Origin of the sequence: Devosia elaeis (genome assembly GCF_001650025.1) — a bacterium.
In the GTDB taxonomy this organism is placed as follows: Bacteria; Pseudomonadota; Alphaproteobacteria; order Rhizobiales; family Devosiaceae; genus Devosia; species Devosia elaeis.
This window is the reverse complement of record NZ_LVVY01000081.1, coordinates 38256-63131: the sequence shown is the minus strand read 5'-3', so window position 1 is coordinate 63131 and position 24876 is coordinate 38256. Positions and strand designations below refer to the sequence as shown.

At 64.6% G+C, this 24876-nt stretch carries 26 protein-coding genes; 16 read left to right on the top strand and 10 right to left on the bottom strand.

Features of this window, described 5'->3' with window-relative positions; genetic code table 11:
- Positions 1-57: 57 nt before the first annotated feature.
- Entirely contained in the window at positions 58-1635 is a 1578-nt protein-coding gene (locus A3840_RS09370) for an ABC transporter substrate-binding protein (protein ID WP_067455325.1), read from the bottom strand.
- Positions 1636-1863: 228 nt separating this feature from the next.
- Here A3840_RS09370 and A3840_RS09365 point away from each other — a divergent pair, with 228 nt between their 5' ends.
- The 3 genes from A3840_RS09365 to A3840_RS09355 all read left to right on the top strand — a co-directional run bounded on the left by A3840_RS09365 (position 1864) and on the right by A3840_RS09355 (position 4860).
- Positions 1864-2400 (top strand): hypothetical protein, encoded by a 537-nt coding sequence (locus A3840_RS09365; protein WP_067455323.1) that lies wholly within the window; start codon positions 1864-1866, stop codon positions 2398-2400.
- Positions 2397-3335 (top strand): aldo/keto reductase, encoded by a 939-nt coding sequence (locus A3840_RS09360; protein ID WP_067455320.1) that lies wholly within the window; start codon positions 2397-2399, stop codon positions 3333-3335. The genes A3840_RS09365 and A3840_RS09360 overlap by 4 nt, the downstream gene beginning before the upstream one ends.
- A gap of 337 nt (positions 3336-3672) precedes the next feature.
- Positions 3673-4860 carry an ROK family transcriptional regulator gene (locus A3840_RS09355; RefSeq protein ID WP_067455317.1) on the top strand — a complete coding sequence of 396 codons (1188 nt, stop codon included), beginning with the start codon at positions 3673-3675 and terminating at the stop codon, positions 4858-4860.
- Here A3840_RS09355 and A3840_RS09350 read toward each other — a convergent pair.
- Entirely contained in the window at positions 4851-5162 is a 312-nt protein-coding gene (locus A3840_RS09350; RefSeq protein ID WP_067455314.1) for an HU family DNA-binding protein, read from the bottom strand. The two genes, A3840_RS09355 and A3840_RS09350, sit on opposite strands and share 10 nt — an antisense overlap.
- Before the next feature lie 190 nt (positions 5163-5352).
- Here A3840_RS09350 and rirA point away from each other — a divergent pair, with 190 nt between their 5' ends.
- Positions 5353-5829, top strand: a complete 477-nt coding sequence (rirA, locus tag A3840_RS09345; protein ID WP_067455311.1) for an iron-responsive transcriptional regulator RirA — start codon at positions 5353-5355, stop codon at positions 5827-5829.
- 242 nt (positions 5830-6071) lie between these two features.
- Positions 6072-7889: an ABC-F family ATP-binding cassette domain-containing protein gene (locus A3840_RS09340; RefSeq protein ID WP_067455308.1), complete on the top strand. Its 1818-nt coding sequence runs from the start codon at positions 6072-6074 to the stop codon at positions 7887-7889.
- A 174-nt stretch (positions 7890-8063) separates the two neighbouring features.
- Here the strand turns inward: A3840_RS09340 and A3840_RS09335 are convergent, their stop codons facing one another.
- Both A3840_RS09335 and A3840_RS19440 read right to left on the bottom strand, forming a co-directional pair.
- Entirely contained in the window at positions 8064-9110 is a 1047-nt protein-coding gene (locus A3840_RS09335) for a LacI family transcriptional regulator (RefSeq protein ID WP_067455305.1), read from the bottom strand.
- Between the two features lie 115 nt (positions 9111-9225).
- The gene (locus A3840_RS19440; RefSeq protein ID WP_131798291.1) at positions 9226-9417 is read right to left on the bottom strand and encodes a hypothetical protein; all 192 of its coding nucleotides are present in this window, start codon (positions 9415-9417) and stop codon (positions 9226-9228) included.
- A gap of 205 nt (positions 9418-9622) precedes the next feature.
- Between A3840_RS19440 and A3840_RS09330 the strand changes: the two genes are divergently transcribed.
- Entirely contained in the window at positions 9623-9838 is a 216-nt protein-coding gene (locus tag A3840_RS09330; RefSeq protein ID WP_067455302.1) for a hypothetical protein, read from the top strand.
- 275 nt (positions 9839-10113) lie between these two features.
- Here the strand turns inward: A3840_RS09330 and A3840_RS09325 are convergent, their stop codons facing one another.
- The 5 genes from A3840_RS09325 to A3840_RS09310 are packed head-to-tail and all read right to left on the bottom strand — an operon-like array spanning position 10114 to position 12906.
- Positions 10114-10320: a hypothetical protein gene (locus A3840_RS09325; protein ID WP_067455299.1), complete on the bottom strand. Its 207-nt coding sequence runs from the start codon at positions 10318-10320 to the stop codon at positions 10114-10116.
- The gene (locus A3840_RS19700) at positions 10307-10456 is read right to left on the bottom strand and encodes a hypothetical protein (protein ID WP_165603161.1); all 150 of its coding nucleotides are present in this window, start codon (positions 10454-10456) and stop codon (positions 10307-10309) included. The genes A3840_RS09325 and A3840_RS19700 overlap by 14 nt, the downstream gene beginning before the upstream one ends.
- Positions 10457-10514: 58 nt before the next feature.
- Positions 10515-11081: a phosphonate metabolism protein/1,5-bisphosphokinase (PRPP-forming) PhnN gene (phnN, locus tag A3840_RS09320; protein WP_067455296.1), complete on the bottom strand. Its 567-nt coding sequence runs from the start codon at positions 11079-11081 to the stop codon at positions 10515-10517.
- Positions 11078-12223, bottom strand: coding sequence for an alpha-D-ribose 1-methylphosphonate 5-triphosphate diphosphatase (locus A3840_RS09315; RefSeq protein WP_082903775.1), 1146 nt, complete (start codon positions 12221-12223; stop codon positions 11078-11080). The genes phnN and A3840_RS09315 overlap by 4 nt, the downstream gene beginning before the upstream one ends.
- A complete protein-coding gene (locus A3840_RS09310; protein WP_067455290.1) occupies positions 12220-12906 on the bottom strand; it encodes a DUF1045 domain-containing protein in 687 nt (228 codons plus the stop codon). Before A3840_RS09310 ends, A3840_RS09315 begins: the two co-directional genes overlap by 4 nt.
- A 158-nt stretch (positions 12907-13064) precedes the next feature.
- On the opposite strand from A3840_RS09310, the gene A3840_RS09305 reads away from it, so the two are divergent.
- From A3840_RS09305 to A3840_RS09265, 9 genes are all read left to right on the top strand, one after another.
- Positions 13065-14318, top strand: coding sequence for a glycerate kinase type-2 family protein (locus A3840_RS09305; protein WP_067455287.1), 1254 nt, complete (start codon positions 13065-13067; stop codon positions 14316-14318).
- Positions 14319-14330: 12 nt separating this feature from the next.
- Positions 14331-14684, top strand: a complete 354-nt coding sequence (locus A3840_RS09300) for a VOC family protein (RefSeq protein WP_067455284.1) — start codon at positions 14331-14333, stop codon at positions 14682-14684.
- Positions 14685-14769: 85 nt separating this feature from the next.
- Positions 14770-15708 carry a Gfo/Idh/MocA family protein gene (locus A3840_RS09295; RefSeq protein ID WP_067455281.1) on the top strand — a complete coding sequence of 313 codons (939 nt, stop codon included), beginning with the start codon at positions 14770-14772 and terminating at the stop codon, positions 15706-15708.
- Between the two features lie 289 nt (positions 15709-15997).
- Positions 15998-17026, top strand: coding sequence for a sulfate ABC transporter substrate-binding protein (locus A3840_RS09290; RefSeq protein WP_067455278.1), 1029 nt, complete (start codon positions 15998-16000; stop codon positions 17024-17026).
- A gap of 68 nt (positions 17027-17094) precedes the next feature.
- Positions 17095-17358 (top strand): hypothetical protein, encoded by a 264-nt coding sequence (locus A3840_RS09285; RefSeq protein WP_131798290.1) that lies wholly within the window; start codon positions 17095-17097, stop codon positions 17356-17358.
- Between the two features lie 167 nt (positions 17359-17525).
- A complete protein-coding gene (gene cysT / locus A3840_RS09280; protein ID WP_067455272.1) occupies positions 17526-18371 on the top strand; it encodes a sulfate ABC transporter permease subunit CysT in 846 nt (281 codons plus the stop codon).
- Complete coding sequence (gene cysW / locus A3840_RS09275) at positions 18361-19230, top strand: sulfate ABC transporter permease subunit CysW (RefSeq protein ID WP_067455268.1); 870 nt, start codon at positions 18361-18363, stop codon at positions 19228-19230. The genes cysT and cysW overlap by 11 nt, the downstream gene beginning before the upstream one ends.
- 12 nt (positions 19231-19242) lie before the next feature.
- Entirely contained in the window at positions 19243-20274 is a 1032-nt protein-coding gene (locus A3840_RS09270) for a sulfate/molybdate ABC transporter ATP-binding protein (RefSeq protein WP_067455265.1), read from the top strand.
- An 88-nt stretch (positions 20275-20362) separates the two neighbouring features.
- Complete coding sequence (locus A3840_RS09265; protein ID WP_067455262.1) at positions 20363-21379, top strand: LacI family DNA-binding transcriptional regulator; 1017 nt, start codon at positions 20363-20365, stop codon at positions 21377-21379.
- 119 nt (positions 21380-21498) lie between these two features.
- On the opposite strand, the gene A3840_RS09260 is transcribed toward A3840_RS09265, so the two are convergent.
- Positions 21499-22692 carry a hypothetical protein gene (locus A3840_RS09260; RefSeq protein WP_067455259.1) on the bottom strand — a complete coding sequence of 398 codons (1194 nt, stop codon included), beginning with the start codon at positions 22690-22692 and terminating at the stop codon, positions 21499-21501.
- A gap of 197 nt (positions 22693-22889) precedes the next feature.
- Between A3840_RS09260 and A3840_RS09255 the strand changes: the two genes are divergently transcribed.
- Positions 22890-24815 (top strand): ABC transporter substrate-binding protein, encoded by a 1926-nt coding sequence (locus tag A3840_RS09255; RefSeq protein WP_082903774.1) that lies wholly within the window; start codon positions 22890-22892, stop codon positions 24813-24815.
- Positions 24816-24876 lie beyond the last annotated feature (61 nt).

The window sequence follows — 24876 nt, the reverse complement described above, 5'->3', positions numbered from 1 at the left end:
AAATACGAACCGCCGCGCGAGACGAGGCTCCACGCGGCGGCTCTGGATTGATGATGATTACTCGAAAGTGACCGTGGTCATGTTCGGCTGGTTTTCCGGCTGAACCGGCAGGGTCACGCCTTCGCGCATCGCATAGGCCAGAACCTGGTTATGGATCGGCAGCAGCACGCGGTCGGCCTTCACCACGTCCCAGATCTCGGCGACGGTCGCATCGCGGGCGTCCATGTCATCCATGGTGCCCAGGGCGATGATCTTCTCGTCCAGTTCCGGGTTCGAGTAGAGACCGACATTATAGGTGCCATGCAGTTCGGTCTTGGTGTGGATCAGGTCGTTGAAGACATAGGCCGAATCGAAGGTCGGCACGCCCCAGCCCAAGAGGTAGAAGTCGGATTCGTTGGCCAGGATGATCGGGCTGTGTTCGGCAACCGGGCGCGAGGCCAGGGTGACGTTGATGCCGATCTGGCCGAGCATGCCGACATAGGCGGTCGAGATGGCTTCGTCGTTGACATAGCGGTTGTTCGGGGTGTCCAGGGTCACCGAGAAGCCGTCCGGATAGCCGGCTTCGGCCATCAGGGCCTTGGCCTTTTCCACGTCCGGAGCGGGATAGGCGTCGAGCTCTTCGGTCCAGCCGCGCACGAAGGGCGGGTTGGGGATACCGGTCGGGATCGACTGGCCGCGCATCACCACCTGCTGGATCGCGTCGCGATCAAGCGCCAGTTCCATGGCCTCGCGCACCAGCGGGTTATTGAAGGGGTTGGAATCGGTGATGTTGGAGGATTTCAGCGGCTCGTCGCCGAACTTGTAGCCGAAATAGATGAAGCGGTTTTCCGGGCCGATTTCGACCTTGAAGCCTGCCGTATTGCTGAGGCGCTCGATATCCTGCGGCGGCACGTCCTGGACGATGTCGATTTCGCCCGAGAGCAGGGCCGAGATGCGGGTCTGCGCATCGGCAATGGTGAGATATTCGATATCGGTCACCGGCGGCTTCTCGCCCCACCAACCTTCATTATAGGTGAGGGTGGTCTTCACGTCGACTTCGCGCGACACCAGCGTATAGGGGCCGGTGCCATTGGTGTTGAGCACCGAATAATTGCTGGCGCCGCTGGCAAAGTCCTGCACCACGGCCAGGTCGTGCTCGTCCGACCAGGTCTTGTCCATGATGAAGGTATTGGTCAGGTTGTTCGGGTAGATCAGCGCCGGGCCGGTCATCTGGAATTCGACGGTATGATCGTCGACGGCGGTGACGGACTGCACTTCGGCGTGCAGCTGCTTCATGTTCGAGAATTCGCTCTTGGCGCGTTCGATCGAATAGACCACGTCCTCGGCGGTGAAGTCGTTGCCGTTGTGGAACTTGACGCCTTCGCGCAGCTTGAACACCCACACGGTCGGATCGCCGTCCTTGAGCGCCCATTCGGTGGCCAGGCGCGGCGTCAGGCTGCCGTCATTATCGCGACCGATCAGGGTTTCGTAGATGTGGTGGGCCAGGGTATGCGTATTGCCCTGGTTCTGCGAATGCGGGTCCAGCGTCAGCGCGTCCGAAGAGCGCGCCCAGCGGATCGTCTCGGCATTGGCAACACCGGCAAGCATCGTCGAGGCGACAAGCACCGCCGCGATGCGGGTCAGTGATGAGTGCATGGATTATTCTCCCGTTCCTGAATACGCCTTCTCAACGCCATGGCGCCGGAGGCTTGGCCACACAAAAGCCTAGAATGGAAGGGAGCGCAACGAGAATCGCTGACCATTTGGTCAATTTCGAGACGTGCCTATTAGCTATCCACAAGTATGGACGCTTTTTTATGAATCGGTTCGGCGCTTCAAACCGCTTATTGACCGCGGCGCCGTCCTCGACAAGCATGCCCGTTGATGCGATCCCATAGCGCCAAAGTCCTGAGCCTTATTCTTTTCTCGCTCGCCGCGCCTGCACTGGCGCAGGCGCCGGGATGGCATTATTCGCCCCTGCCGGGCGAGGGCGACCGGGCGAGCCTGGGCTGCGCGCGCCACTCCACCTCGACCGACTTCACCTGCCTGGCCGTGCGCTGCGAGGCCGATTTCTCCGTCGGCGTCCATATCCATGACAGCCGGGCCGGCGGGGGCGCCGGCGCCTGGCTGATGACGGCCGATCGCGAGGACCGGACCATGATGGCGCGGGCGGGCGAGGGGCCCTATGGCGCCAGGTTCGACGATGAATCCGGCTGGCTGCTGGACCGGCTCCGCCATGGCACCTTCATCTATCTGCGCCATGAGGACGACAGCGAGGCCGGCTTTGCCTATATCGACCTGGCCGGCTCGTTTCGCGCCATAGCCGAAGCGCTCTATTGGTGCGCTCCGCGCGCCGGCGCGGACGAACAAAATACCGGCCCGGACGTTGATGCCGCGGAACCCAATGGAGAAAAGCAATGAATCGTCGCCCCCTCGGACGCAGTGAACTGGTGATCGAACCGCTCGTTCTGGGCGGCAATGTCTTCGGCTGGACCGTGGACGAGAACCGGGGCTTCGCCATTCTGGATGCCTTTGTCGAAGCCGGCTTCACCGCCATCGACACCGCCGAGGGCTATCCCAATTGGGTGCCGGGCAATCCGCCGGGCATGAGCGAGACCATTATCGGCAAATGGCTCAAGGCGCGTGGCAATCGCGACCGCGTCCATATCATCACCAAGGTCAATTCCGCCAAGCAGCTCGGCGGGCTCAAGGCCGATGCCATCCGCGCCGGCGTCGAGGCTTCGCTCCGGCGCCTACAGACCGATTATATCGACCTCTATTTCAGCCATTGGCCCGATCCCGAAACCGGGCACGAGGAAACCCTTTCCGCCTATGACACGCTGATCCGCGCCGGCAAGGTGCGCACCATCGGCGCTTCCAACTACACCGCCGACATGATGGCGGCCGCCCAGCAGACCGCCATCGTCAAATCCCTGCAGCGCTACGAGGTCACCCAGCCGCGCTACAATCTCTATGACCGCGCCGAATTCGAGGCCCTGCGTCCCTACCTCCTCGAAAACGAGGTCGGCGCCATCGTCTATTACAGCCTGGCATCGGGCTTCCTCACCGGCAAATATCGCAGTGAGGCCGATCTGGGCCAGTCGCCGCGCGGCGGCGGCGTCGGCCGCTATCTCGACGAAAAGGGCCTGCGCATCCTGGAGGCGCTGGATGCGGCGGCGGCCGAGCTGGATGCCAGCCCGGCCGAAGTGGCCCTGGCCTGGCTGGTCGCCCAACCCGGCGTCAGCGCCCCCATCGCCTCGGCCACGTCCGTCGATCAGGTCCGGAGCCTGGCCCGCGGCGTCCGGCTCAGCCTGCCCGAGGCGACCCTCACCCGGCTTACCCAGGCCGGCGCCTGAGCGCTTCGTGCGAAGAGCCTCCCCCGTCCAGGGGGCTGCGTTTGTCGCGCAGCCACGTTACCCACCGCTCGTCACCCTCGGGCTTGACCCGAGGGCCACTTTCCCACGCAACACTTCCACAATAGGCCCCGAACGGCCCCGCGCTCTTGGATGGTCCAAAGGAAGGGAGGCGATGGAGCCATCGCGCCTTGCGATAGGGCTTGGCGCAATGGCCGCGCCATGATGTTATGGTGCCATCCTTCCAGGTTTCAGTCCGGGCGGCGGCGGAACCTATTGATTTGATTGCATCTTGGTAGAGGCGTCGCCTGGCGGCGCCCTGAACATCTGGGCTTTTCTCATGTCCAAAGCGGCGGGGCCGACACGGGATATTTTCGATGCCGGCGGCCGGGCCATGCGGCACAAGGGCCTGCGGCAGGCCAATGAGCGGACCGTGCTGACCGTGGTGGCCTTCAATTCCGGCGTGTCCAATGCCGAGATCGCCCGCATGTCCGGGCTGGCGCCGCAGACCGTATCGGCCATTCTCGCCAATCTGGAGCGCGATGGCCTGGTGGAGCGCGGCCCGGCCTTGCGGGGGCGGCGCGGTCAGCCGGCCACGCCCATCCTGCTCAAAAGCGATGGCGGCTTCGCCATTGGCGTCGAACTGGGCTGGCGCCATGCCGAAATCGTGCTGCTCAACATGCATGCCCAGGTTCTGGGCCAGCGTCATCTCGACTATTCCTATCCCGACGCCGAGACGATCTTCGATCAGATCGGAGGCGCCGTAGCCGAACTGCGGGCGCTGGTGCCGGCCGAGTCGGCTGGACGCCTGCTGGATTTGGGCTTTGCCATGCCGGGACGCCTGGCCGACAATCTCGGCCAGCTCGGCGCGCCTGAAACCCAGGTCGCGCAATGGCGGCACCTGGACCCGGCCGCCGAGCTGGTCGCCCGTACCGGGCTCGAGGTCTTTGTCTATAATGATGGCAATGCGGCCTGCTGGGCCGAACTCATCGCGCTGCCGCAGCCGCGCCCGGCCAATATCATCTATTTTCTGGTCTCCCATTATGTCGCGGCGGGCGTGGTGGGGGACGGGGTCCTGTGGAGCGGGCCCACCGGCAATGCCGCCAATCTGGGCTCCATGCTGGTGCAGCTCGATGCCGATGGGCCGGTCCATGTCCATTCAATCGCCTCGCTTAAGGCGCTGTGCCGGCGGTTGGCGGCCGCGGGCAAGCCGCACGATCTCGCCATTCGCGACCAATGGAACTGGGCCGCCATCGGCCCCGAACTCGACGCCTGGATCGCCGACGGCGCCAGGGCCCTGGCCCGCACCGCCTTCAATGCCACCACCATGGTCGAGGCGCCGCTGCTGATCATCGACAGCGTGCTGGCGTCCGAAATCACCGAAAAGCTGGTGGCCCGGTTCAGCACCGAGCTGGAGGCTTTGCCGGTGCATGGCTTCGAGGCGCCCCGCGTGGTCCGGGGCCGCTACGGCGCCATGGCGCCGGCCATCGGGGCGGCCGAATTGCCGCTCTTCAATCGCTATTTCTGACCCTTGCCGCGCCCCGGCCGGTGCAGCGCCGCGCGCAGCTTGGCGCCCGGGATGAAAACCACCGTCTGGTGCGGCGCGATGCGATGCTCCTCGCCGGTCCGGGGATTGCGGCCCACGCGCTCGGCCCGCGCGCGGACCTGCAGCGATCCGAAGCCGGTGAGCTTCACACTCTCGCCCGCCATCAGCGCGCCGCCGATCAGCTCGAACATGCGCTGCTCGATGGCGGCCACGTCAGGGCGCCCCAGCGCCGTGGCGCTGGCCGTCCGTTCCGAAAGCATGGCGCGCGTGATCGTCTTGTCCATCGGCGGGCCCTCCACCTATTAAATTCCTAAAACGAACATAAGCGCCTGTCCAGCATCCGGATTGCCGCAAAAACATGACAGCGCATTTCAAGATTAATTGACATTTTTTAGAATGGTTATAAGCTGCGACGCACGATAGAACGAATGACGCCGCCCTTCTTGGGGCATCGACGCCAAGGAAAGACGCCTCGTGAGACTGACCCGCCAATCCAATTATGCCATCCGCACGCTGGTTTACTGCGCCGTTAACGAGCCCGGACTGAGCCGGGTTGCCGAGATCGCCCGGGCCTATGGCATTTCCGAACTGTTCCTGTTCAAGCTGATCAAGCCCCTGGTGGAAAACGGCCTGTTGCAGACGGTGCGCGGGCGGCATGGCGGCATCAAGCTGGGCAAGCCTGCCGACCAGATCACCCTGCTCGATACCATCCGCCTCACCGAGGAAAATTTCGCCCTCGCCGAATGCTTCGAGGAGGGCGCCGATTGCCCCCTGATCGGGGAATGCGATCTCAACGGGGCGCTGCGCGAGGCCCTGGGCGCCTTTTTCGAAGTGCTGAGCCGCCATACCGTCGCCGATCTGGCCGCCAAGAAGCGCGTCATCCGCGAACGCCTGGGCATCAGCACCGCCGAGGCGGTGAACGAGAGCATCGAGGCCGTCGTCGCGCTCTGAGCGAGAATCTGAGTGCGACAGTCAAATATGAGTTTGACAATCATGTTATTGCATGGTTGATAGAGGCCATGGCGCTGCCGACCCCTTGGGGCCTGTGGGTCCGGCGCCGTAACACGACGGGGCTTGCTGCTACCGTCTCCCCGGACCGGTCAGGATCCTCAACGTCCTGACCGGTCTTTTCGTCTCCGATTGATCTCCTTGCCCCCCTATGCTCTATCCGGGCCAGTTTCCCCGGACTTGTCATGGCCGCACCACCACTTCTTTCGCTTCAGGATATCCAGCTCACCTTCGGCGGCACCCAATTGCTGGAGGCGGCCGAGCTCATCGTCTCGCCCGGCCAGCGCATCGCCTTGGTCGGTCGCAACGGCTCGGGCAAGTCCACCCTGCTCAAGATCGCCGCCGGGCTGATTCAGCATGATGGCGGCCGGCGCTTCGCCGAGCCCAGCGCCACCATCCGCTATCTGCCCCAGGAGCCGGACCTCACCGGCTTCGCCACCATCCTCGCCTATGTCGAGGCCGGCCTGACGCCGGGCGACGATCCCTATCGCGCCCAATATCTGCTCAATGCCCTGGGTCTCAGCGGCAATGAGGATCCCGGGACCCTCTCGGGCGGGGAGGGGCGCCGCGCCGCCCTGGCCCGCGTGCTCGCCCCCCAGCCCGATGTGCTGCTGCTCGACGAGCCGACCAACCATCTCGACCTGCCGGCCATCGAATGGCTGCAGGACGAATTGAGCCAGATGCGCTCGGCCATGGTGCTGATCAGCCACGACCGGCGCTTTCTCTCCGATCTGTCCCGTTCGACCGTCTGGCTCGATCGCGGCGTCACCCGCCGCCTCGAAAAGGGTTTCTCCGCCTTCGAATCCTGGCGCGACGAGGTGCTGGAACAGGAGGAAAAGGACCGCCACAAGCTCGACCGGCAGATCGTGCGCGAGGAGCATTGGCTGCGCTATGGCGTCACCGCCCGCCGCAAGCGCAATGTGGGGCGGCTGGAAAAGCTCGCCAATCTGCGCCAGGAGCGCCGCGACCAGCGCCGCGTCACCGGCAATGTCAGCCTTGCCGTCAGCGAGGGCCGCACCTCCGGGGCTCTCGTGGCCGAGGCGGAAAACGTCTCCAAGAGCTTCGGCGCCCGCCCCATCGTCAGGGATTTCTCCACCCGTATCCTGCGCGGCGACCGCGTCGGCATCGTCGGCCCCAACGGCGCCGGCAAGACCACTTTGATCAAGCTGCTGACCGGCCAGCTCACCCCCGATAGCGGCACGATCAGGCTCGGCGCGGCCATCGAACTGGCCATGCTCGACCAGGGCCGCGCCCGGCTGGAACCCGAGACGCGCCTGCGCGACGCGCTGACCGGCGGCGGCAGCGACACGCTGCTGATCAATGGCGAGCAAAAGCACGTCATGGGCTATATGCAGGATTTCCTGTTCACCCCCGAACAGGCCAATACACCCATCGGCAAGCTTTCCGGCGGCGAGCGCGCCCGCGTCGCCCTGGCCCGCGCCCTGGCACTGCCCTCCAATGTCCTGGTGCTCGACGAGCCGACTAACGATCTCGATCTCGAAACGCTCGACCTTCTGGAGGAAATGGTCTCCGACTATGCCGGCACCGTCGTCGTGGTCAGCCACGATCGTGACTTCCTCGATCGGGTCGCCACTTCCGTCATCATGGCCGAAGGCGATGGCCGCTGGACCGAATATGCCGGCGGCTATTCCGACATGGTGGCCCAGCGCGGCCAGGGCGTCACCGCCCGCGCCACGGAAAAACCCGCCAGAGCCACCAGGCCGAAGGCCGACAGTCCCGCGCCGGCCGCGACGGCGAAACGCAAGCTGAGCTTCAAGGAAAAGCACGCCCTCGAAACCCTGCCCAGGGATATCGACAAGCTCGATGCCGAGATCAGGGCGCTCAACGCCGCCCTGTCCGATCCGGCCTTCTACACCCGGGACCCCGCCGGCTTCGCCGCCAAATCCAAGGCCCTCGAAGCGGCCGAAGCCAAAAAGACCGCCGCCGAGGAGCAATGGCTGGAACTGGAAATGCTCAGGGAAGAGCTGGAATCGGGCGCCTAGAGCGGCCTGCTTGCTTCTGAGTCATTTCTCATTGCGATGGAAACACCAGTAGACCTCATCCTGAGCCTGTCGAAGGGCGAGGTCGTGGCACTCAGCCTTCGGCGCACCCGACCTCGTGGTTCGACCAGCTCACCATGAGGTCTTCTTGTGAGCGCTTGGTCTGGAACCTTGCCCCTAACCCGCCCACTCGAATTTCGGCTCTGCGATATGGGTCAGCCCTTCGGTCTCCCCCGAAATCTGGCGCAGCAGCAGCCGGCCGAGATGGCGGCCGGCATCGGCGAAATCTTCCTGCACCGTTTCCGCATTGGGCTGGAACTGCATGAACATCGATGTCGATTGCTTGGTCACCACATGGGCATTTTTGCCCAGCACCAGCCCCGCATCGGTCAGCGCGCCGATCACCGCCAGCGCCGAGACTTCCGAGGCGCAGACATAGCCGTCCGGCGGATCGGGGCGCTTGGCGCGCTTGATCACGTAATTGCGGATGGCGTCGGTGGCGCTGCCCAGGTTCACGTCGGCGGCGAATTCATAGGCGATGCCGGTCTCCGCCGCCGCCCGGGCAATGCCCGCCTTGAGATGCTCGGTATAGGTCAGCGCGCTGTCCGGCAGCACGATGGAGACCTTGCGGCATCCCCGCTCGGCCAGGCGCTTTGTTGCGCCATAGGCATAGGCCTCGTTGTCGAAATCGACGAAGGGATGCGGCTCCGGCCAGCGGCTGCGCCCATGGCTGACAAAGGGAAAATCACTGTCGAGCAGGAAGCGGATGCGCTCGTCGAACATTTCCGCCTTGGAAAAGATCACCCCGTCCGCCATGCGGTTGCGCACGATATGGCGGATGGGCTCGATCGGCGGCACATTACGGAAGAGCGGCGTGATGACCAGGTGATAGGCGGTGTCGCGCAGCGCCTCGGTAATGCCGGTCACCAGATTGGTGCCGAAACCATAGATCTGCTCGTCCGGTTCGAGCAGCAGCGCGATGACATTGGTGCGCCCGGTCTTGAGTCGCAGGGCGGCACGGTCGGGCAGATAGCCGATTTCGGCGGCGATCTTCTGCACCCGGTCGCGCGTTTCCTGCGCCAGTTCGGGCGCATTGTTGAGCGCGCGCGAAATGGTGGTCACCGCCAGGCCCGTCATTTGCGCAATGGTCTTGAGGGTCGGTTTGCCGGACGGCTTTGCACCCCGCTTGCCGCGTGTTGCGGGCGGCAATTCTTCGTCGGACACGTTTCCCCTCCCACCCGTCATGGACTGACGGGGACGCTGAACAGGGGAAAAACAAGACCAGATTGCCCGCCATTGCGCAAGCGGGCAAAGGTGGGTCCAAATATGACTTGTCAGGTCAGTTTATTACGGCTAGACCAAAGTCGAGCAGGGTTTTTCGCTTTTTTGTCGCTTTACGCATCGTCGTGGTCTGGCAAAAGCACAAAGGCTCCCCTATCTTGCCTTTGCTGCGCCGCAATGGCGTGGTCAAACCCGATCCGTCTAACACCGCAAGGAAAGGAATGACGATGCCGACATCGACGACCTTCACTCTCCATGCAGCGTGTTCGACCGTAGTACTCCGAAATCGCGGCGCCAAACGCTGGCAAGGATCCTGTCGCAGCAAACGAATGTGACCCGCCGTCACATCCCCGTCTCACTGAATCGATAGAATCCGTGTCGCTGGCCCGAGATGCCGCCTCCCGCAGGGATGGCGCATCCGTCGATGACCCGACGCGCAAGTGGAGTACCCACCAATGCAGGAAAACAGTTTGAACCGGGCCGAAAGGCTCAGGCCCATCGTGATCGAAGTCGGCGGCGAGCCCCAGGGCGTCGTCGTGCCCGATGCCGAAGGCTACCGGTTCCTCGCCGTCAAGCTCCCGGCCTTCGCCATCGATGGCCAGCTTTTCCCCAATATAGAAACCGCCCACCTGGCCGTCAGCCAGGCCGTCCAGGACGGCGAAGCGGCATGAAAAAGCCGGTGGCGGGGCCACCGGCTTTTGTTGGATGCTGGTTTCGGTCCCTGGATAGCTCGATATTATTCTGGCCGTCATTGCCGGGCTTGTCCCGGCAATCCATCTCGCGAGGGGCATGGACCACCGGGACAAGCCCGGTGGTGACGGCGGTCAGGGGAAACGACGATCAAAGTGAAGGCCCAGCAGCAGACCTCACCCTGAGCCTGTCGAAGGGCGAGGTCGTGGCACTCATGCCTTCGCGTGAGGTCCGGCGCAAATAGCCTGCCGCCCCCTCAATCGTCATTGGTCGCATTGAGTTCGGCGGGCCGCTTGCCTTCCGAGGCGGGCGGCGTGGGATCGAGCGCCAGGTCCACGGCCTCGGCCAGGGCATCGACATCGATACGCGAGGCCCCGGTCTGGGCCTGCCGCTCGATTTCGGCGGCGAGCGCGGTGGCGATGGCCTGCCGGCGCATGCCGCTATTGTCTTCAGCCATTTCCATCGATCGATATTCCTGTCTCGTCGACCCGCACCTCGACGCCGGGGCGGGCCTGTTCCTGCTGATAGGTGTAGATGGCGAAAGCAATGACCGCGACGGCCAGGACGGCAATCACGGCAAAAAGACTATTGCGGGACACTGGAGAACTCCTGACGCTTTTTTCTTCGATTGGTCCAACGCGTCAGGACGAAAAATGTTCATTCTTCGGCGATTTGCCGTAGCGCCATCACCAGGGCGGTCACCCCGATGCCGATCGAGCTGGAATTGTCGATGACGATCGGCGTCACGGCATCGGGCAGGGCGGCGCCCTCGCGGGCCAGGCGCGCCACGATCTGGTCGCGGTTTTCGCGGCCCCGCCGCGCCAGCCTTTCGGCGCGCAGCGAGATTTCGGCGCAGACCTGCACCACCCGGCAGAGTCGGTATTTTGCCAGCGCCAGCGGCACGGCATGGCGGGAAATATTGGCCACCACCACCCGGCCCAGCGCCAGGTCGGTATCGACGCCGATGGGCAGGGCATAGTCCAGCCCATGCGCCTGCCAGGTCAGGGCGAAGCGGCCTGCCTCGGCGGCGCGGGCGAATTCGGCCAGGTCCAGGCTGACATGGTCTTCGAGGTCGATATCGGCCGGGCGGGTCACCAGGCGCCGCACGAAGCCGAAGCGCTTGTCGCCGTCCAGTGCCGTGCGGGCCCCGCCGATCAGCGTGTCCTTGCCGACCCCCGAAGGGCCGATGACCAGAACCAAGACGCCCGGCTTCCTGTCGTTCAACTCACCCGCGATCCTTCGCGCCACACGGCCCTTACCACCGGCAGGGGCGCATCGGCGGCCACGCGCACCAGATCGGCGCGTTTGCCCGGCGCGATTTCGCCCCTGTCGTCCAGTCCGGCGGCGCGCGCCGGATTGGCTGTCACGGTAGCCAAGGCCTGGCTGAGGTCAAGGCCCTCGACGCGCCGTGGCAGCAGGAAAGCGGCCTGCAACAGGGCGAAGGGCACGTAATCGGAGCTGAGAATGTCCAGGAGGCCCGCCGCCACCAGGTCGGTGGCCGAGATATTGCCCGAATGCGATTTGCCGCGCACCACGTTGGGCGCGCCCATCAGGATCGCCAGCCCGGCATCATGGGCGGCCGAGGCCGCTTCCAGGGTGGTGGGGAATTCGGCGATGGCCACCCCATCGGCTTCGGCCTCCTCGACATGGGCGATGGTGGCGTCGTCATGGCTGGCAATGGCCAGGCCCAGCTCATGCGCCCGCGCCACGATGGCCTTGCGGTTCTTGTCCGAATAGAGCTCGTGCTCCTTCTGGCGCGCATCGAGATAGGCCTGCAGGTCCTCGGCGCTGCGGCCCATCTGCTTGGCATAGAAGCGCTTGTAATCGGCCAGCGAGCGGAATTGGCGCTGCCCCGGCGTATGGTCCATCACCGAGGCCAGGCGCGTCGAGGCATGGTCGGCCAGGGCCTCGAAATGCGTCACCACGTCATGGCTGGGCAATTCGCAGCGCAGATGGATGAAATGCTCGGCCCGCAGCCAGCCGCCCTCGCTCCCCGAGCGCACGGCCTGCACCAGCTTTTCGGCATGTTCCAGCATGTCCGGCAGGTCCGCATCCGAGCCGATGCGCACCGCATCGAACACCGTGGTGATGCCGGAGCCAGCCACCTGCGCGTCATGGGCATGCAGGGCCGCCAGCGGCTCCCAGAACACGCCCGGCCGGGGCCGGTAATGGTTCTCGAGGTGATCGGTATGCAATTCGATCAGCCCGGGGATGAGGTAATCGCCCTCCAGGTCCTCTCCGCTCTGCGATGGTCCCTTGTCGATGGCGGCGATCTTGCCGTCCGCGATGCGGATGGATCCTTCGATGGTCTCGTCGGCCAGGACGATGCGGGCATTGCGGAAAATGGTTTCGGACACTGTTGTCATCCCTTGAGGGCAAAGTCGGCGATGCGGCGGAAGGGCAGGCCGCTTTCCGGCTCGTGGTAGAGCGACAGGCGATCCAGCACCATCTCGGTGTCCAGCACCGGCCCGAACCAGGTCTGGGCCGCCGCGCGCAACTCCTCCCGGTCCGAGTCTCCCAGCCGGTCGGTCAGCGTCAGGTGAAAGCGGAACTGGTCGAACACGTAGGGATAGCCATAGCCATCCAGCAGTTCCAATTGCCGCTCGCTCAGCCCCTTGGCGCGGGCGGCGCGGCTGCGCGCATCCAGCGGCGCGCGGAACGGCTCGAAATCCTCCACCACCCGGGCGGCGAAATCCTGCAGGGCCTCGTTCTCGGCCTCGGGCACCAGCGCCAGGAAGCCGTCGAGATCGGCCAGCACCAGCCTTCCGAGCGGCACCGGCGCTGTAGCCGCGGCGAAGGTCGCGATGGCGGCGCGCAAATCGTCTTCGCTCCGGCCCTCCGCCAGCGCCATGGGCGGCTTGATCGTGGCATGAAAGCCGTAGCGCCCCGCCGATTGGGTGAGATTGAGCAGCCGCGTCCGCTCCATGCCCGCCAGCGCCCCTTCGATCGTTCGGGAATCGGCCGGGTCGCGGCCCAGCCAGATCGTGGCGCGGTCCCATAGCGCGTCATGGACGTCGGGGGCGTAATAAAGGGCGAATCTCTGTGGCATCGGATCTCCTGGGCGGGGGAGCTAGTGGAGCTATGTGACAAGTGTTTGACAAGCCCGTTTGCCCATCGCGGTTTCCCCGCCCGCATTCAGGTCTGGACAAACCCGGCTCTGCTGGCCACAAAAGCTCCGCCTTCCTCCCCAGCCGGACGACCCCCGCCATGGACCGAATTCTGCTCGAAAACCTTTTCCACGCGGCCGTGGCGCAGGCCCAGCCGGCCCTGGCGGTGGAACGGCACCTGCCCGAGCCGCCGAAGGGGCGTACCGTCGTCATCGGCGCCGGCAAGGCCTCGGCGCAGATGGCGCGGGCTTTCGAACAGGCCTGGCCGGGCGAATTGAGCGGCCTGGTCGTCACCCGCTATGGCTATGCCGAACGCTGCGAGCGCATCGAAATCGTCGAGGCCGCCCATCCGGTGCCCGATGCGGCCGGGGCCGAGGCCGCCCGGCGGCTCCTGCAATTGGTCTCCGGCCTCACCGAGGACGATCTGGTCGTGGCGCTGATTTCGGGCGGCGGCTCCTCGCTGCTGCCGGCGCCGGCGCCGGGCCTGGACCTCGAGGATGAGCAGGAGGTCAACCGGGCGCTCCTCGCCTCCGGTGCGCCCATCGGCGTGATGAATCTCATCCGCAACCAGTTTTCCCTCATCAAGGGCGGTCGGCTGGCCGCCGCCTGCGCCCCGGCCCGCGTCGCCACCCTGGTGGTTTCCGATGTCCCCGGCGACGATCCGGCCCTGGTCGCTTCCGGCCCCACCCTGCCGCTGGCCGGCGGCCGCGCCGAAGCCCGGCGCCTCGCCGCGCTCTACCGGCTCGACCTGCCCGTGGCCGCTGCCGCGCTCCTCGCCGGCGAGGACAATCTGCCCCCCGATGCCGCCGACCCGGTCTTCGCCCGCAACAGCGTCGCCACCATCGCCTCCGCCGCCCTTTCGCTGGAAGCCGCCGCCGGTCTCGCCCGCCGCCATGGCATCGAGGCCGCCATCCTTTCCGATTCCATCGAAGGCGAGGCCCGCGACGTGGCCCAGGTCCATGCCGCCATGGCGCGCGAGATCGCCGCGCGCAATCGTCCGTTCGGCAAGCCGGTCGTGCTGCTCTCGGGGGGCGAGACCACCGTCACCCTGCGCGGCAAGGGCAGGGGTGGGCGCAATGGCGAATTCGCACTTGCACTCGCTATCGCGCTCGACAACGTTAACAATGTGCTGGCACTATCGGGCGATAGCGACGGCATCGACGGCTCGGAGAACAATGCCGGCGCCCATGTCGACGGCACCTCCGCCCGCCGCATGCGCGAAGCCGGCATCGACCCCCAGGCGGCGCTGGCCAATAACGATGCCTATACCGCCTTCGAGGCCGTCGGCGATCTTTTCGTCACCGGCCCCACCGGCACGAATGTCAATGATTTCAGGGCGATACTCATCCGCTGAGGAGAAATCGGGATGGCCAGGGCATTGGGTATCGGCGGCTTCTTCTTCCGCTCCGGCGACCACAAGGCGCTGGCGGCCTGGTACGAGACCCATCTCGGCATCACCGAATTGTGGCAGCAGGAGCAGGGGCTTACCGTCTTCGCCCCCTTCAAGGCCAGCACCGATTACTTTCCCGCCGACAAGCAATGGATGATCAATTTCCGCGTCGATGATCTCGACGCGATGATGGACCAGCTCCGCGCCGCCGGCATCGCGGTCGAAACCCGGCCGGATGAATGGGATACCCCGGAAACCGGGCGCTTCTGCCGGATTCACGATCCCGAAGGCAATCAGATCGAACTCTGGGAACCCCCGTCCGAAGCGTAAAATCATACTTTTCTGCGCGAAGTCCCTTGGCAGGCACGGGTCGGCTCTGCTCTATAGCCGGCACGATTTTTCAAGGGAGTTCGGCATGGCCAGGCGCAAAATCGCAGTCATCGGCGTGGGCAAGATCGCTCAGGACCAGCATCTGCCGGTCATCGATGCCTCGCCCGATTTCGAGCTGGCCGCCACCGTCTCGACGCGCGGCATCGGCCATGGCGATGTGCCGGTCTTCCGCACCCCGGCCGAGCTCTACAACGCCATGCCCGAGATTGGCCTCGTGTCCATCTGCACCCCGCCGGGCATCCGCCACGCCTATGTCCGCGAGGCGCTGGACGCCGGCAAGGACGTGATGATGGAAAAGCCGCCCACCACCACCATTTCCGAGCTCGACGACCTCATCGCCCATGCCGCCCGGCTCGATCGGGTCCTGTTCCAGACCTGGCACAGCCAGTTCAATGCCGCGGTGGACCGCACCAGGACGCTGCTGGCCGAACAGGGCGTGCAAGCGGCCCGCATCGATTGGCGCGAAAGCGTGCGCAAATGGCATCCCGGCCAGGACTGGGTCTGGGAGCCCGGCGGCTTCGGCGTTTGCGATCCCGGCATCAATGCCTTTTCCATCTTTACCAAGGTCATGCCCTTCCCGGTCTTCGTGCAAAGCGCCCGGTTGACCTTCCCCGCCAATCGGCAGACCCCGGTCGATGTCGAAATCACCTTCAAGTCCGGCCAGCCGCACAAGCCGGAAATGTCCTGCGGCTTCAACTGGCTGGAGGAGAGCGGCGAGATCTGGACCATCGCCTTCACCACCGGCACCGGCAGCCAGATCAAGCTGGAGCGGGGCGGCCGCACCCTGCGCGTCGACGGTGAAATCGTGCTCGAACACGGCGATGCCGAATATGCCGGCATCTATGACCGTTTCGCCGACCTGCTCGATGCCCGGCAGAGCGAAGTGGACGCCGCCCCCCTGCGCCTGATGAGTGACGTCTTCCTGATGGGCGCCCGCGAAAACGGGCCGGATTTCGAGTGGTAGCGGGCGGGCGCACGCGCTCAGCCGATCATCGTCTGCCATCCCGGCCTTGAGCCGGGAGCGCGGCGCTGTTGATGATGCGGATGAGGGATGCCGCATCCGGCGCCCGACCCGTCATCGCGCAACGAAAATGACCAAACCCGGCCAATTCTGAAACTGGCTTGCCGTCGGTGCCTCGCCATCCCCAAGACGCAGAAAAATTTTCTCATACGCAGGGAGGTTCGCGCAAGGCTGCGCCTTTTCAATCACGACTGACTTGATAGGCTTTGTTCATTCTCACCGGGAGGTTCCGATGAACCGCACAGCCAAGTTTATCGCCTATTCCGCCCTCGCCGCCTCCCTGGCGCTGGGCTTTTCCGTGACGGCGCATGCGCAGGACAGGACGCTGATCAATGTCTCCTACGATCCGACGCGCGAACTCTATCGTGAATTCAATGAAGCCTTCGTCGCCCATTGGCAGCAAACCGCCGGAGAAAGCGTCGCCGTCCAGGTGACCCATGGCGGTTCCGGCAGCCAGGCCCGCACCGTCATCGATGGCCTCGAGGCCGATGTGGTCACCCTGGCGCTGGAAAGCGACATCAACGCCATTTCCGATGCCAATCCGGACCTGATCCCGGAAAACTGGCGCACGCTCCTGCCCAATAACAGCGCGCCCTATACCTCCACCATCGTGTTCCTGGTTCGCAAGGGCAATCCCAAGGGCATTGTCGATTGGGGCGATCTCGTCGACGAGGGCGTCGAGGTCATCACGCCCAATCCCAAGACCTCGGGCGGGGCCCGCTGGAATCTCCTGGCCGCCTGGGCCTGGGCCAAGGCGCAGGAGGGCGGCAGCGGCGACACCGCCCGCGATTATGTGACCGAGCTCTATCGCCATGTGCCGGTGCTCGATACCGGCGCCCGCGGCTCCACCACCACCTTCGTGCAGCGCGGCATCGGCGACGTGCTGCTGGCCTGGGAAAACGAGGCCTATCTGGCCCTCGAGGAACTGGGCCCCGACGCCTTCGACATCGTCACGCCCTCGGTTTCCATCCTGGCCGAGCCGCCCGTCGCCCTGGTCCGGGGCAATGCCGAGCGCAAGGGCAATCTCGATCTCGCCGAGGCCTATCTCGAATATCTCTATTCGGATCAGGGCCAGGCCATCGCGGCCAAGCACTATTACCGCCCCTCCAATCCGGATGCGGCGGCGCCCGAGGACATTGCCCGCTTCGGCGAGGTCAACCTCGTCACCATCGAGGATTTCGGGGGCTGGCGCGAAGCTCAGCCGCATTATTTCGGCGATGGCGGCGTGTTCGACCAGATCTATACCGGTCCCACCCAGTAACGCCCGAACCGGGCGGCCGGCCCCAGGGCCGGCCGTCTGCCCCGAAAACCCCGCCGATGGAGGACGTCATGGTGCATTTCTTCGGCATTTTCGGGCCGGGCCGTCAGGCCAGGTCCCGCGCGGCGGCGGAGGCGCCCGCCAAGGCCAGCTTCTTCGGCGGCCTGCCCGATGCGGCCCAGGGCGCCGTGCCGCTCAGCCGTGCCGAGCAGGATGCCTGCTATCTCAATGGCAAGGCCCCCGAACCGCCCGATGGCGCGGCCGATGGGGCGGGGGATGGCTTTCCCCGCCTGCCTGGCCATGGCGGCAGCGCGCGCAACAGACCGCGCTTCTAGTGCTTTAATCTCAGAACGAATTTCTAAAATTGCCCGAAAACTTGCCTGTTCGGCGGCTTGAGAAAGTCGACCGTTCGCATAGGGTTAGGGCCAGTCAGGGGAGGCCGGACAATGCTTCGACCTTTACATCCAGCCGGCGGCCGGCGCCGCGATGCCGGGAGAACGGCATGAAGGGGTTCGGCCGTTTTCGTCAGCCCAGCGTCATTCCCGGTTTCGGGCTGACGCTCGGCTTCACCATCACCTATTTTTCCCTCATCATCCTGGTTCCTATCACCGCCCTGGTCCTGCGCTCCACCGGCCTGGGTTGGAACGGCTTCTGGGCCGCCGCGCTCGATCCGCGCGTCCTGGCCTCGCTTCGCACCAGTTTCCTCACCGCCTTGATCGCCGCCGGCATCAATGTGGTCTTCGGCACGCTGATCGCCTGGGTGCTGGTGCGCTACCGCTTCCCCGGCCGGCGCATTTTCGACGCCATGGTGGATTTGCCCTTCGCCCTGCCCACCGCCGTGGCCGGCATCGCGCTCACCGCCATCTATGCGCCCAATGGCTTTGTCGGCCAATGGGTCGCTCCGCTGGGCCTGCGCATCGCCTATACGCCCATCGGCATCACCATCGCCATGATCTTCATCGGCCTGCCCTTCGTGGTGCGCACCATCCAGCCCATCCTCGAAGAGGCCAGCAAGGAGGTCGAGGAAGCTTCGGCCACCCTGGGCGCCAGCCGCCTGCAGACCATTTCCCGCGTGCTGCTGCCCAGCCTCACGCCCGCCATCCTCACCGGCTTCGCGCTCGCCTTCGCCCGGGCCGTGGGCGAATATGGCTCGGTCATCTTCATTGCCGGCAATATTCCCTTCGTGTCGGAAATCGCCCCGCTCCTGATCGTCATCCGGCTGGAGGAATTCAACTATGCCGGCGCCGCAGTCATCGCCACGGTGATGCTGGCCATTTCCTTCCTCATGCTGTTCGTCATCAATCTCATTCAGGCCTGGAGCCGCAGGAGGTATGGCTATGGCAGCTAGACCCCATGCCGCCCGCCGGGCCTCGCCCACCAATGAGCCGCTCTGGGTGCGCTGGGCGCTGATCCTCGCCGGCCTTGTCTTCATGGCCCTGTTTCTGGTCCTGCCGCTTTTGGCGGTGTTTTCCGAGGCCCTGCGGCAGGGCATCGGCGCCTATGTCCAGTCGCTGCAAAGCCCCGATGCGCTTTCGGCCATCCGGCTGACCCTCCTGGTCGCCGCCATTGCCGTGCCGCTCAACGTCGTCTTCGGCATCGCCGCCTCCTGGGCCATCGCCAAGTTCGAATTCAAGGGCAAGGCCTTCCTGATCACCCTGATCGACCTGCCCTTTTCTGTCTCGCCGGTCATTTCGGGCCTGGTCTATGTCCTGCTCTTCGGCACCGGCAGCGTGCTCGGTCCCTGGCTCAAATCCTATGGCATCGAAATTCTCTTTGCCGTGCCGGGTATCGTGCTGGCCACCATCTTCGTCACCTTTCCTTTCGTCGCGCGCGAATTGATCCCGCTGATGCAGGATCAGGGCACGGGCGACGAGGAAGCGGCGCTCTCGCTCGGCGCCTCGGGCTGGCAGACCTTCTGGCGGGTGACGCTGCCCAATATCAAATGGGGCCTGCTTTATGGCGTGCTGCTCTGCAATGCCCGCGCCATGGGCGAATTCGGCGCCGTGGCCGTGGTCTCGGGCAAGATACGCGGCCAGACCACCACCATGCCGCTGCAGGTGGAAATGTTCTATAACGAGTATCAGGGCACGGCCGCTTTCGCCTTGGCCTCGCTGCTGGCCCTGCTGGCGCTGGTCACTCTGGTTCTCAAGTCGGCTCTGGAATGGCGTTTCGGCGACGAACTCGCCGCCACCGGCCGGGGTCACTGACAGGGAAGATTTATGGAAGTACGGGTACAAAACGTCCGCAAGGAATTCGATCGCTTTCCGGCCTTGCACGATGTGTCGCTGGATATCGTCTCGGGCGAGCTGATTGCGCTGCTGGGCCCTTCCGGCTCGGGCAAGACCACCTTGCTGCGCCTCATTGCCGGGCTCGAGCGGCCCACGGCCGGCCGCATCTTCTTCGGCGACGAGGATGCCTCCGAAAAGAGCGTGCAGGAGCGCAATATCGGCTTTGTGTTCCAGCACTATGCCCTGTTCCGCCACATGACGATCCTGGAAAACGTCTCCTTCGGCCTCAAGGTGCGCCCGCGTTCGACCCGCCCGCCTGCCGGCGAAATCCGCCGCCGCGCCCTCGAATTGCTCGACCTGGTGCAATTGTCCGGGCTCGAAAGGCGCTATCCCAACCAGCTGTCCGGCGGCCAGCGCCAGCGCGTGGCGCTGGCCCGGGCTCTGGCCATCGAGCCCCGCGTTCTCCTCCTCGACGAGCCCTTCGGCGCGCTCGATGCCCAGGTGCGGCGTGAATTGCGCAAATGGCTGCGCGAGATCCACGAGCGCACCGGCCACACCACCATCTTCGTCACCCACGACCAGGAGGAAGCGCTGGAACTGGCCGACCGCCTCTGCGTCATGAGCCAGGGCCGGATCGAGCAGGTCGGTACGCCCGACAGCGTCTATGACAGCCCCACCTCGCCCTTCGTCTTCGGCTTTATCGGGGAATCGAGCGAATTGGCCGTCAATGTGGAAAGGGGCGATATCTGGCTGGGTGACCGGCCCATCGGCATCGCCGCGGGCGACAACCAGGGCCCGGCGCGGCTGTTCTTCCGCCCCCACGATATCGAACTGGTCGAGGGCGATGCGGCCCTGGCGGGCGTCGTCGCCTCCAGCCGCCGCGTCGGCGGCACCCGCCGCGTCGAGCTCGAACTGGGCGGGGCCGGCCATCGCGTCGAGATCGACCTGCCCTTCGATCATCCCGCCGGCGAGCGCAGCCGCATCGCCTTCCGCCCCAAGCGCTGGCAGCTTTTCCCCGCCTGACGATGGCCTCCGGCCCGGCCTGGCCACATAAACCTTGATCTGCTCAAGAAACGCAAATATTGCGTAGAGGATAGACAAGGAAAATCTCATGGCGCCGACCAAACGCGCAAGCCAGGCCGACATCGCCGAACAATTGGGCATCTCCGTGAGCACGGTGTCGCGGGCGCTGGCCAATGAGATCGGCATCAGTGATGCGGTGCGGCGCGATGTGCAGCGGGTGGCGCGCATGCTGGGCTACAAGTCCAAGCATCCCCCCGTCACCGGCGCCATCGACAAGCGCGCCCTGGCCCTGGTGCCGCTGGGCAGCGCCACCAGCGGCCTGTCCGGCTTCTATTTCGGCATTCTCGAAGGCATGCGCAACGAGGCCGCCAATATCGGCATGTCGCTGGATGTGCGCCTGGTCAACGAACAGGGCGTCACGCTCGAGCTCATCCAGCGGCAATTGGCCCAGGCCGATGCCCAGGGCGTGCTGCTGGCCGGCATCGACCCCTGGGAGGAATTGGTGGCCTGGAGCGAGGCCGACCAGGTGCCCATCGTGCTGGTCAATGGCAGCGATCCGCAGATGCGGCTCAGCGCCGTCTCCCCGGCCAATTTCTATGGCGCCTACATGGCCACTAAGCGCCTGATCGATGCCGGGCACCGCAAGATCCTGCATTACGGCCAGAAGACCCGCCCCACGCTCCTCCAGCGCCTGCGCGGTTTCCGCACCGCCATCGCCGACCATCCCGCCGTCCAGGGCAGCGTCGTCTACAATGCCGAAGTGCCCGTGGCGCAATTGGTCGAGGATATCCGCGCCGGCCGGCACGACATCACCGCCATTTTCAGCTGGAACGACATCGCCGCGGTCGAGCTGCTGGAGCATTTCTATGGCGGCGGCTCCGGCGTTTCGGAGAATTTCTCCATTATCGGCTTCGACGATCTGCCCATTGCCGGCATGGCCTCGCCGCGCCTCAGCACCATGCATGTCGATCGCCACGCCATCGGCCATGTGGCCATCCGCGTGCTGCGACAGCATCTGGACGGCGACATGGCCGTCCAGCAGGTCCAGATCGGCCTGAGCGCGGTGGAAGGCGAAACCGTCTTCACCCTGCCGGCGCCCCAGTAGACCTCACCCTGAGCTTGTCGAAGGACGAGGTCGTGCGCGCAGGGGCTGGAGTGCGCCCGCCCTCGTGGTTCGACAGGCTCACCACGAGGTCTTTGGGAAAGCTGGCTCAGCGGAGCGCGCTACCGCCCCGCCAGCTGCAGCTCGACCTCCGCGACTGTGTCCGTTGCCCCGACCGGCAGCCGATAGATCGCCCGCTTGCCCTCCTTGTCGGAGGTGAAATAGACGAAGTCCCCCGCCGCATCGAGAATGGGATGGGGGTGGCTGTCCTGGCTGTCCCAGGAGGAATCCGAGCGTCCCAGCACCCGCCAGCTCACCCGGCCGCTGTCCCAGTCGACATCGAGATGGGAAATCCAGGGACAGGTGCGCGAACCATCTTCCGCCCCGCCATGATAATAGCCGTCGGTCACCAGGTCCGCCCGGCTCGGGCCGACGGTGAAATGTCCGTAACGCCCCCAGCCCTGGGGCAAAGCCAGTTCGGCGATCGGTGCCCCCGAAAGCGGGATGCGGCCGATATAGGCGCGGCCATCCTCGTACAGCCCGTGATAGATCACCGCCTCGCCGTCGCGTTCCCACATTTCGTGGCAGGTCCAGTCCTTGCGGCTGCGGCCATTGCCCTCGCTGCGCAAGGCCCGGTGCTGTTTGCCGTCCCACAGCCAGACACGCCGGATGCCGCAATCGGCCGGCCATTCGTGATTGTAGAGGATGTGCTCGGCATTGTTGGGCGAGAATTGCACATGCGTCACCCAGGCCGAAGGCACGCTCTCGCAGGCCAGTTCTTCCCCCGTTTCGGTGGCATAGACCCGCAGATAGGACTTGAGCCCCAGCCGGCGCACGCGCGCATCGATACCCTTGTGGCGCTCGGTCCAGGCTTCATCCTCGGTAAAGGCCGCCGCGTCGGTCGTGGGCACGCAAAGTCTTGTGCCATCGGCCGAGACATGGGTGAAGGCGGTCACCTGGTCGTCCGGCAATGTGGCCAGCACCCGCTCCCGCCCTTCGAGATCGACCGCCCTGATCTCCCGTCCCTGGAGATAATAGAGCACGCCCCGCACCGCATCGAAGCTGACGCTGGCCTTGCCCAGCCCACGATAGGGCTGGCCCTCGAAATAGACATAGGACCGCAAGATGCCGTCCTCATTGCCGGTGAGCTGGCGGATGTCGCCATTGTCGAGGTCGATGCGGAACAGGTTGGGATTGCCGTCCCGCTCGCCGATCGCCACCACATGCCGCCCGTCTGCCGACAGGCTGGTGCTGGTGAAATAGAGCAATTGCAGGTGCAGATCGGCCTGCGCGGCGATCCTTTCTTGTGTCGTCATATGCGCCCTCCTTCGCGCCGCCCGCACTTCTCAACAGGCGTCCACAGGCCAAGTGCATCACGCATAAACGCAAAAGTCACGCAAATTCACTGAATATGGCGGTTAAATTGCGTAGACTTGCAAAACCGCAAATTCCTGCTAATGTTTGCGTATGACTAAGCCGCGGGAAAAGCGGATAGCATGGGAGGAGAAGAATTTTGCGACAGATCGTTTCCAGATACCGGCTTCCGGCGCTTGCCTGTGCAAGTGTTCTCGCCCTGGCCCTGGGGGCCGGCAATGCCGTTTTCGCCCAGGAATACAGCCAGGCGCCGATGCTCGACGCCCTGGTCGAAAATGGCAGCCTGCCGGACATAGCCGAGCGCCTGCCCGCCAATCCGCTCGTGGTCGAGCCGGTCGATGCCATCGGCACCTATGGCGGCACCTGGCGCAGCGCCCTGCGCGGCGGCCTCGACAATGCTTGGATCGCCCGCACCGTCGCCTATGACGGGCTGGTCCGCTACAACCGCGCCTGGGACGAGATCGTCCCCAACCTGGCCGAAAGCTGGGAAGTCAGCGCCGATTCGCGCACCTATACCTTCAAGCTGCGCGAAGGGCTCAAGTGGAACAATGGCACCCCCTTCACCAGCGCCGATATCGCCTTCGCCGTCGAATTGATGAGCGAGCCCGGCTATGGCGCGGGCACCTTCATCAAGAACCAGAACAATCCGGTCACTGTCGAGGTGATCGACGATCTCACCTTCAGCCTGGTCTTCGAGCATCCCAATGGCCTGATCCTGGACGAATTGGCCAGCGTCAACGGCTTCACGCTGGTCTCGCTCAGCAAGGATTACTGCAGCCAGTTCTATCCCAAATACAATCCCGATGCCGAAGCCAATGCCAAGGCCGCCGGCTTCGAGACCTGGGAATTGCACATGCAGGATCGGTGCTCCTGGGCCACCGAAACCATCCGCTGGGCCAATCCCGACCTGCCGATGATGAATGCCTGGATGATCGAGGAGCCGCTGACCGGCACCGCGACCCGCACCAGCTTCGTGCGCAATCCCTATTACTGGAAGGTCGATACCGAGGGGAACCAGCTGCCCTATATCGACCACCTGCAGATGCGCGTTTCCGACTCGCTGGAGGAAATCACCCTCATGGCGCTCAATGGCGAGATCGACTTCCAGGATCGCCACATCGCCACGGTCGGCAACCAGCCGCTGTTCTTCGATGGCCAGGAGGCCGGCGATTATCGCCTGGGCGCCAACGTGCCCTCGAACATGAACACCATGGTGCTCCAGTTCAATTTCAACCATGTCGATCCCAAGCGGGCCGAACTGTTCCAGAACAAGGATTTCCGCATCGGCGTCAGCCATCTCATCGACCGCGAGGAAATCATCGACGTGGTCTTTACCGGCCAGGGCGAGCCTTTCCAGGCCGCGCCGCGCCCGGAAAGCCCCTTCTATGACGAGGAAATGGCCAAGCAATATACCGAATACGACCCCGATGCCGCCAGTGCGGCCTTCGAGGCGGCCGGTCTGGTGCGCAATGGCGATTTCTACACCTTCGCCGATGGCAGTCCGCTCAAGATCACCGTGGACATGATTTCCACCGTCCGTCCGGAATGGATCGACATGATGGAGCTCATCCAGCTCCAGCTCGAAGCCGGCGGCATCGATATCGAACTCAACAATATCGACCGCACGCTCTATTACGAAAAGCGTCCGCTCGGTGATTTCGACGCCCAGATCTGGCAGGGCGATGGCGGCCTCGATGTGGTGCAGGAGCCCCGCTATTACATGGCTTCGGGCGCTGAATCGGTCTGGGCCTATCGCTGGCAGGCCTGGTATCTCGGCTCCAATCCGGAAATCGCCGAAGAGCCGGCCGATTGGGCCAAGGAGCAGATGGAGCTCTATAACCAGCTCCGCGAGGAAGGCGACGCCGACAAGCGCTCCGAGCTGATGAAGCAGGTCCTGGCCCTGGCCAAGGAGAACTTCCCGGTCATCGGCATTTCCCTGCCCGGCAATGGCTATTACATCGCCAAGAACAATATGCGGAACATCGCCGAACCGATGCTGCACGCCTACCTGTTCCCCACCCCGGCCCCCTATGACCCGTTCCAGTGGTATTTCGCCCAGGACTGAGCCGTCGGTCGGCCAAACCGATGAAAGGCTCCGGTGGAGCCTTTCAAGACAAGCAGGCCAT

Excerpts from the sequence above, each read along its gene's own strand:
- A3840_RS09370 (WP_067455325.1), bottom strand. The coding sequence starts at position 1,635 with ATGCACTCATCACTGACCCGCATCGCGGCGGTGCTTGTCGCCTCGACG.
- A3840_RS09365 (WP_067455323.1), top strand. The coding sequence starts at position 1,864 with ATGCGATCCCATAGCGCCAAAGTCCTGAGCCTTATTCTTTTCTCGCTC.
- A3840_RS09360 (WP_067455320.1), top strand. The coding sequence starts at position 2,397 with ATGAATCGTCGCCCCCTCGGACGCAGTGAACTGGTGATCGAACCGCTC.
- A3840_RS09355 (WP_067455317.1), top strand. The coding sequence starts at position 3,673 with ATGTCCAAAGCGGCGGGGCCGACACGGGATATTTTCGATGCCGGCGGC.
- A3840_RS09350 (WP_067455314.1), bottom strand. The coding sequence starts at position 5,162 with ATGGACAAGACGATCACGCGCGCCATGCTTTCGGAACGGACGGCCAGC.
- A3840_RS09340 (WP_067455308.1), top strand. The coding sequence starts at position 6,072 with ATGGCCGCACCACCACTTCTTTCGCTTCAGGATATCCAGCTCACCTTC.
- A3840_RS09330 (WP_067455302.1), top strand. The coding sequence starts at position 9,623 with ATGCAGGAAAACAGTTTGAACCGGGCCGAAAGGCTCAGGCCCATCGTG.
- A3840_RS09325 (WP_067455299.1), bottom strand. The coding sequence starts at position 10,320 with ATGGAAATGGCTGAAGACAATAGCGGCATGCGCCGGCAGGCCATCGCC.
- A3840_RS09315 (WP_082903775.1), bottom strand. The coding sequence starts at position 12,223 with ATGACAACAGTGTCCGAAACCATTTTCCGCAATGCCCGCATCGTCCTG.
- A3840_RS09310 (WP_067455290.1), bottom strand. The coding sequence starts at position 12,906 with ATGCCACAGAGATTCGCCCTTTATTACGCCCCCGACGTCCATGACGCG.
- A3840_RS09305 (WP_067455287.1), top strand. The coding sequence starts at position 13,065 with ATGGACCGAATTCTGCTCGAAAACCTTTTCCACGCGGCCGTGGCGCAG.
- A3840_RS09300 (WP_067455284.1), top strand. The coding sequence starts at position 14,331 with ATGGCCAGGGCATTGGGTATCGGCGGCTTCTTCTTCCGCTCCGGCGAC.
- A3840_RS09295 (WP_067455281.1), top strand. The coding sequence starts at position 14,770 with ATGGCCAGGCGCAAAATCGCAGTCATCGGCGTGGGCAAGATCGCTCAG.
- A3840_RS09290 (WP_067455278.1), top strand. The coding sequence starts at position 15,998 with ATGAACCGCACAGCCAAGTTTATCGCCTATTCCGCCCTCGCCGCCTCC.
- A3840_RS09285 (WP_131798290.1), top strand. The coding sequence starts at position 17,095 with ATGGTGCATTTCTTCGGCATTTTCGGGCCGGGCCGTCAGGCCAGGTCC.
- cysT (WP_067455272.1), top strand. The coding sequence starts at position 17,526 with ATGAAGGGGTTCGGCCGTTTTCGTCAGCCCAGCGTCATTCCCGGTTTC.
- cysW (WP_067455268.1), top strand. The coding sequence starts at position 18,361 with ATGGCAGCTAGACCCCATGCCGCCCGCCGGGCCTCGCCCACCAATGAG.
- A3840_RS09270 (WP_067455265.1), top strand. The coding sequence starts at position 19,243 with ATGGAAGTACGGGTACAAAACGTCCGCAAGGAATTCGATCGCTTTCCG.
- A3840_RS09265 (WP_067455262.1), top strand. The coding sequence starts at position 20,363 with ATGGCGCCGACCAAACGCGCAAGCCAGGCCGACATCGCCGAACAATTG.
- A3840_RS09260 (WP_067455259.1), bottom strand. The coding sequence starts at position 22,692 with ATGACGACACAAGAAAGGATCGCCGCGCAGGCCGATCTGCACCTGCAA.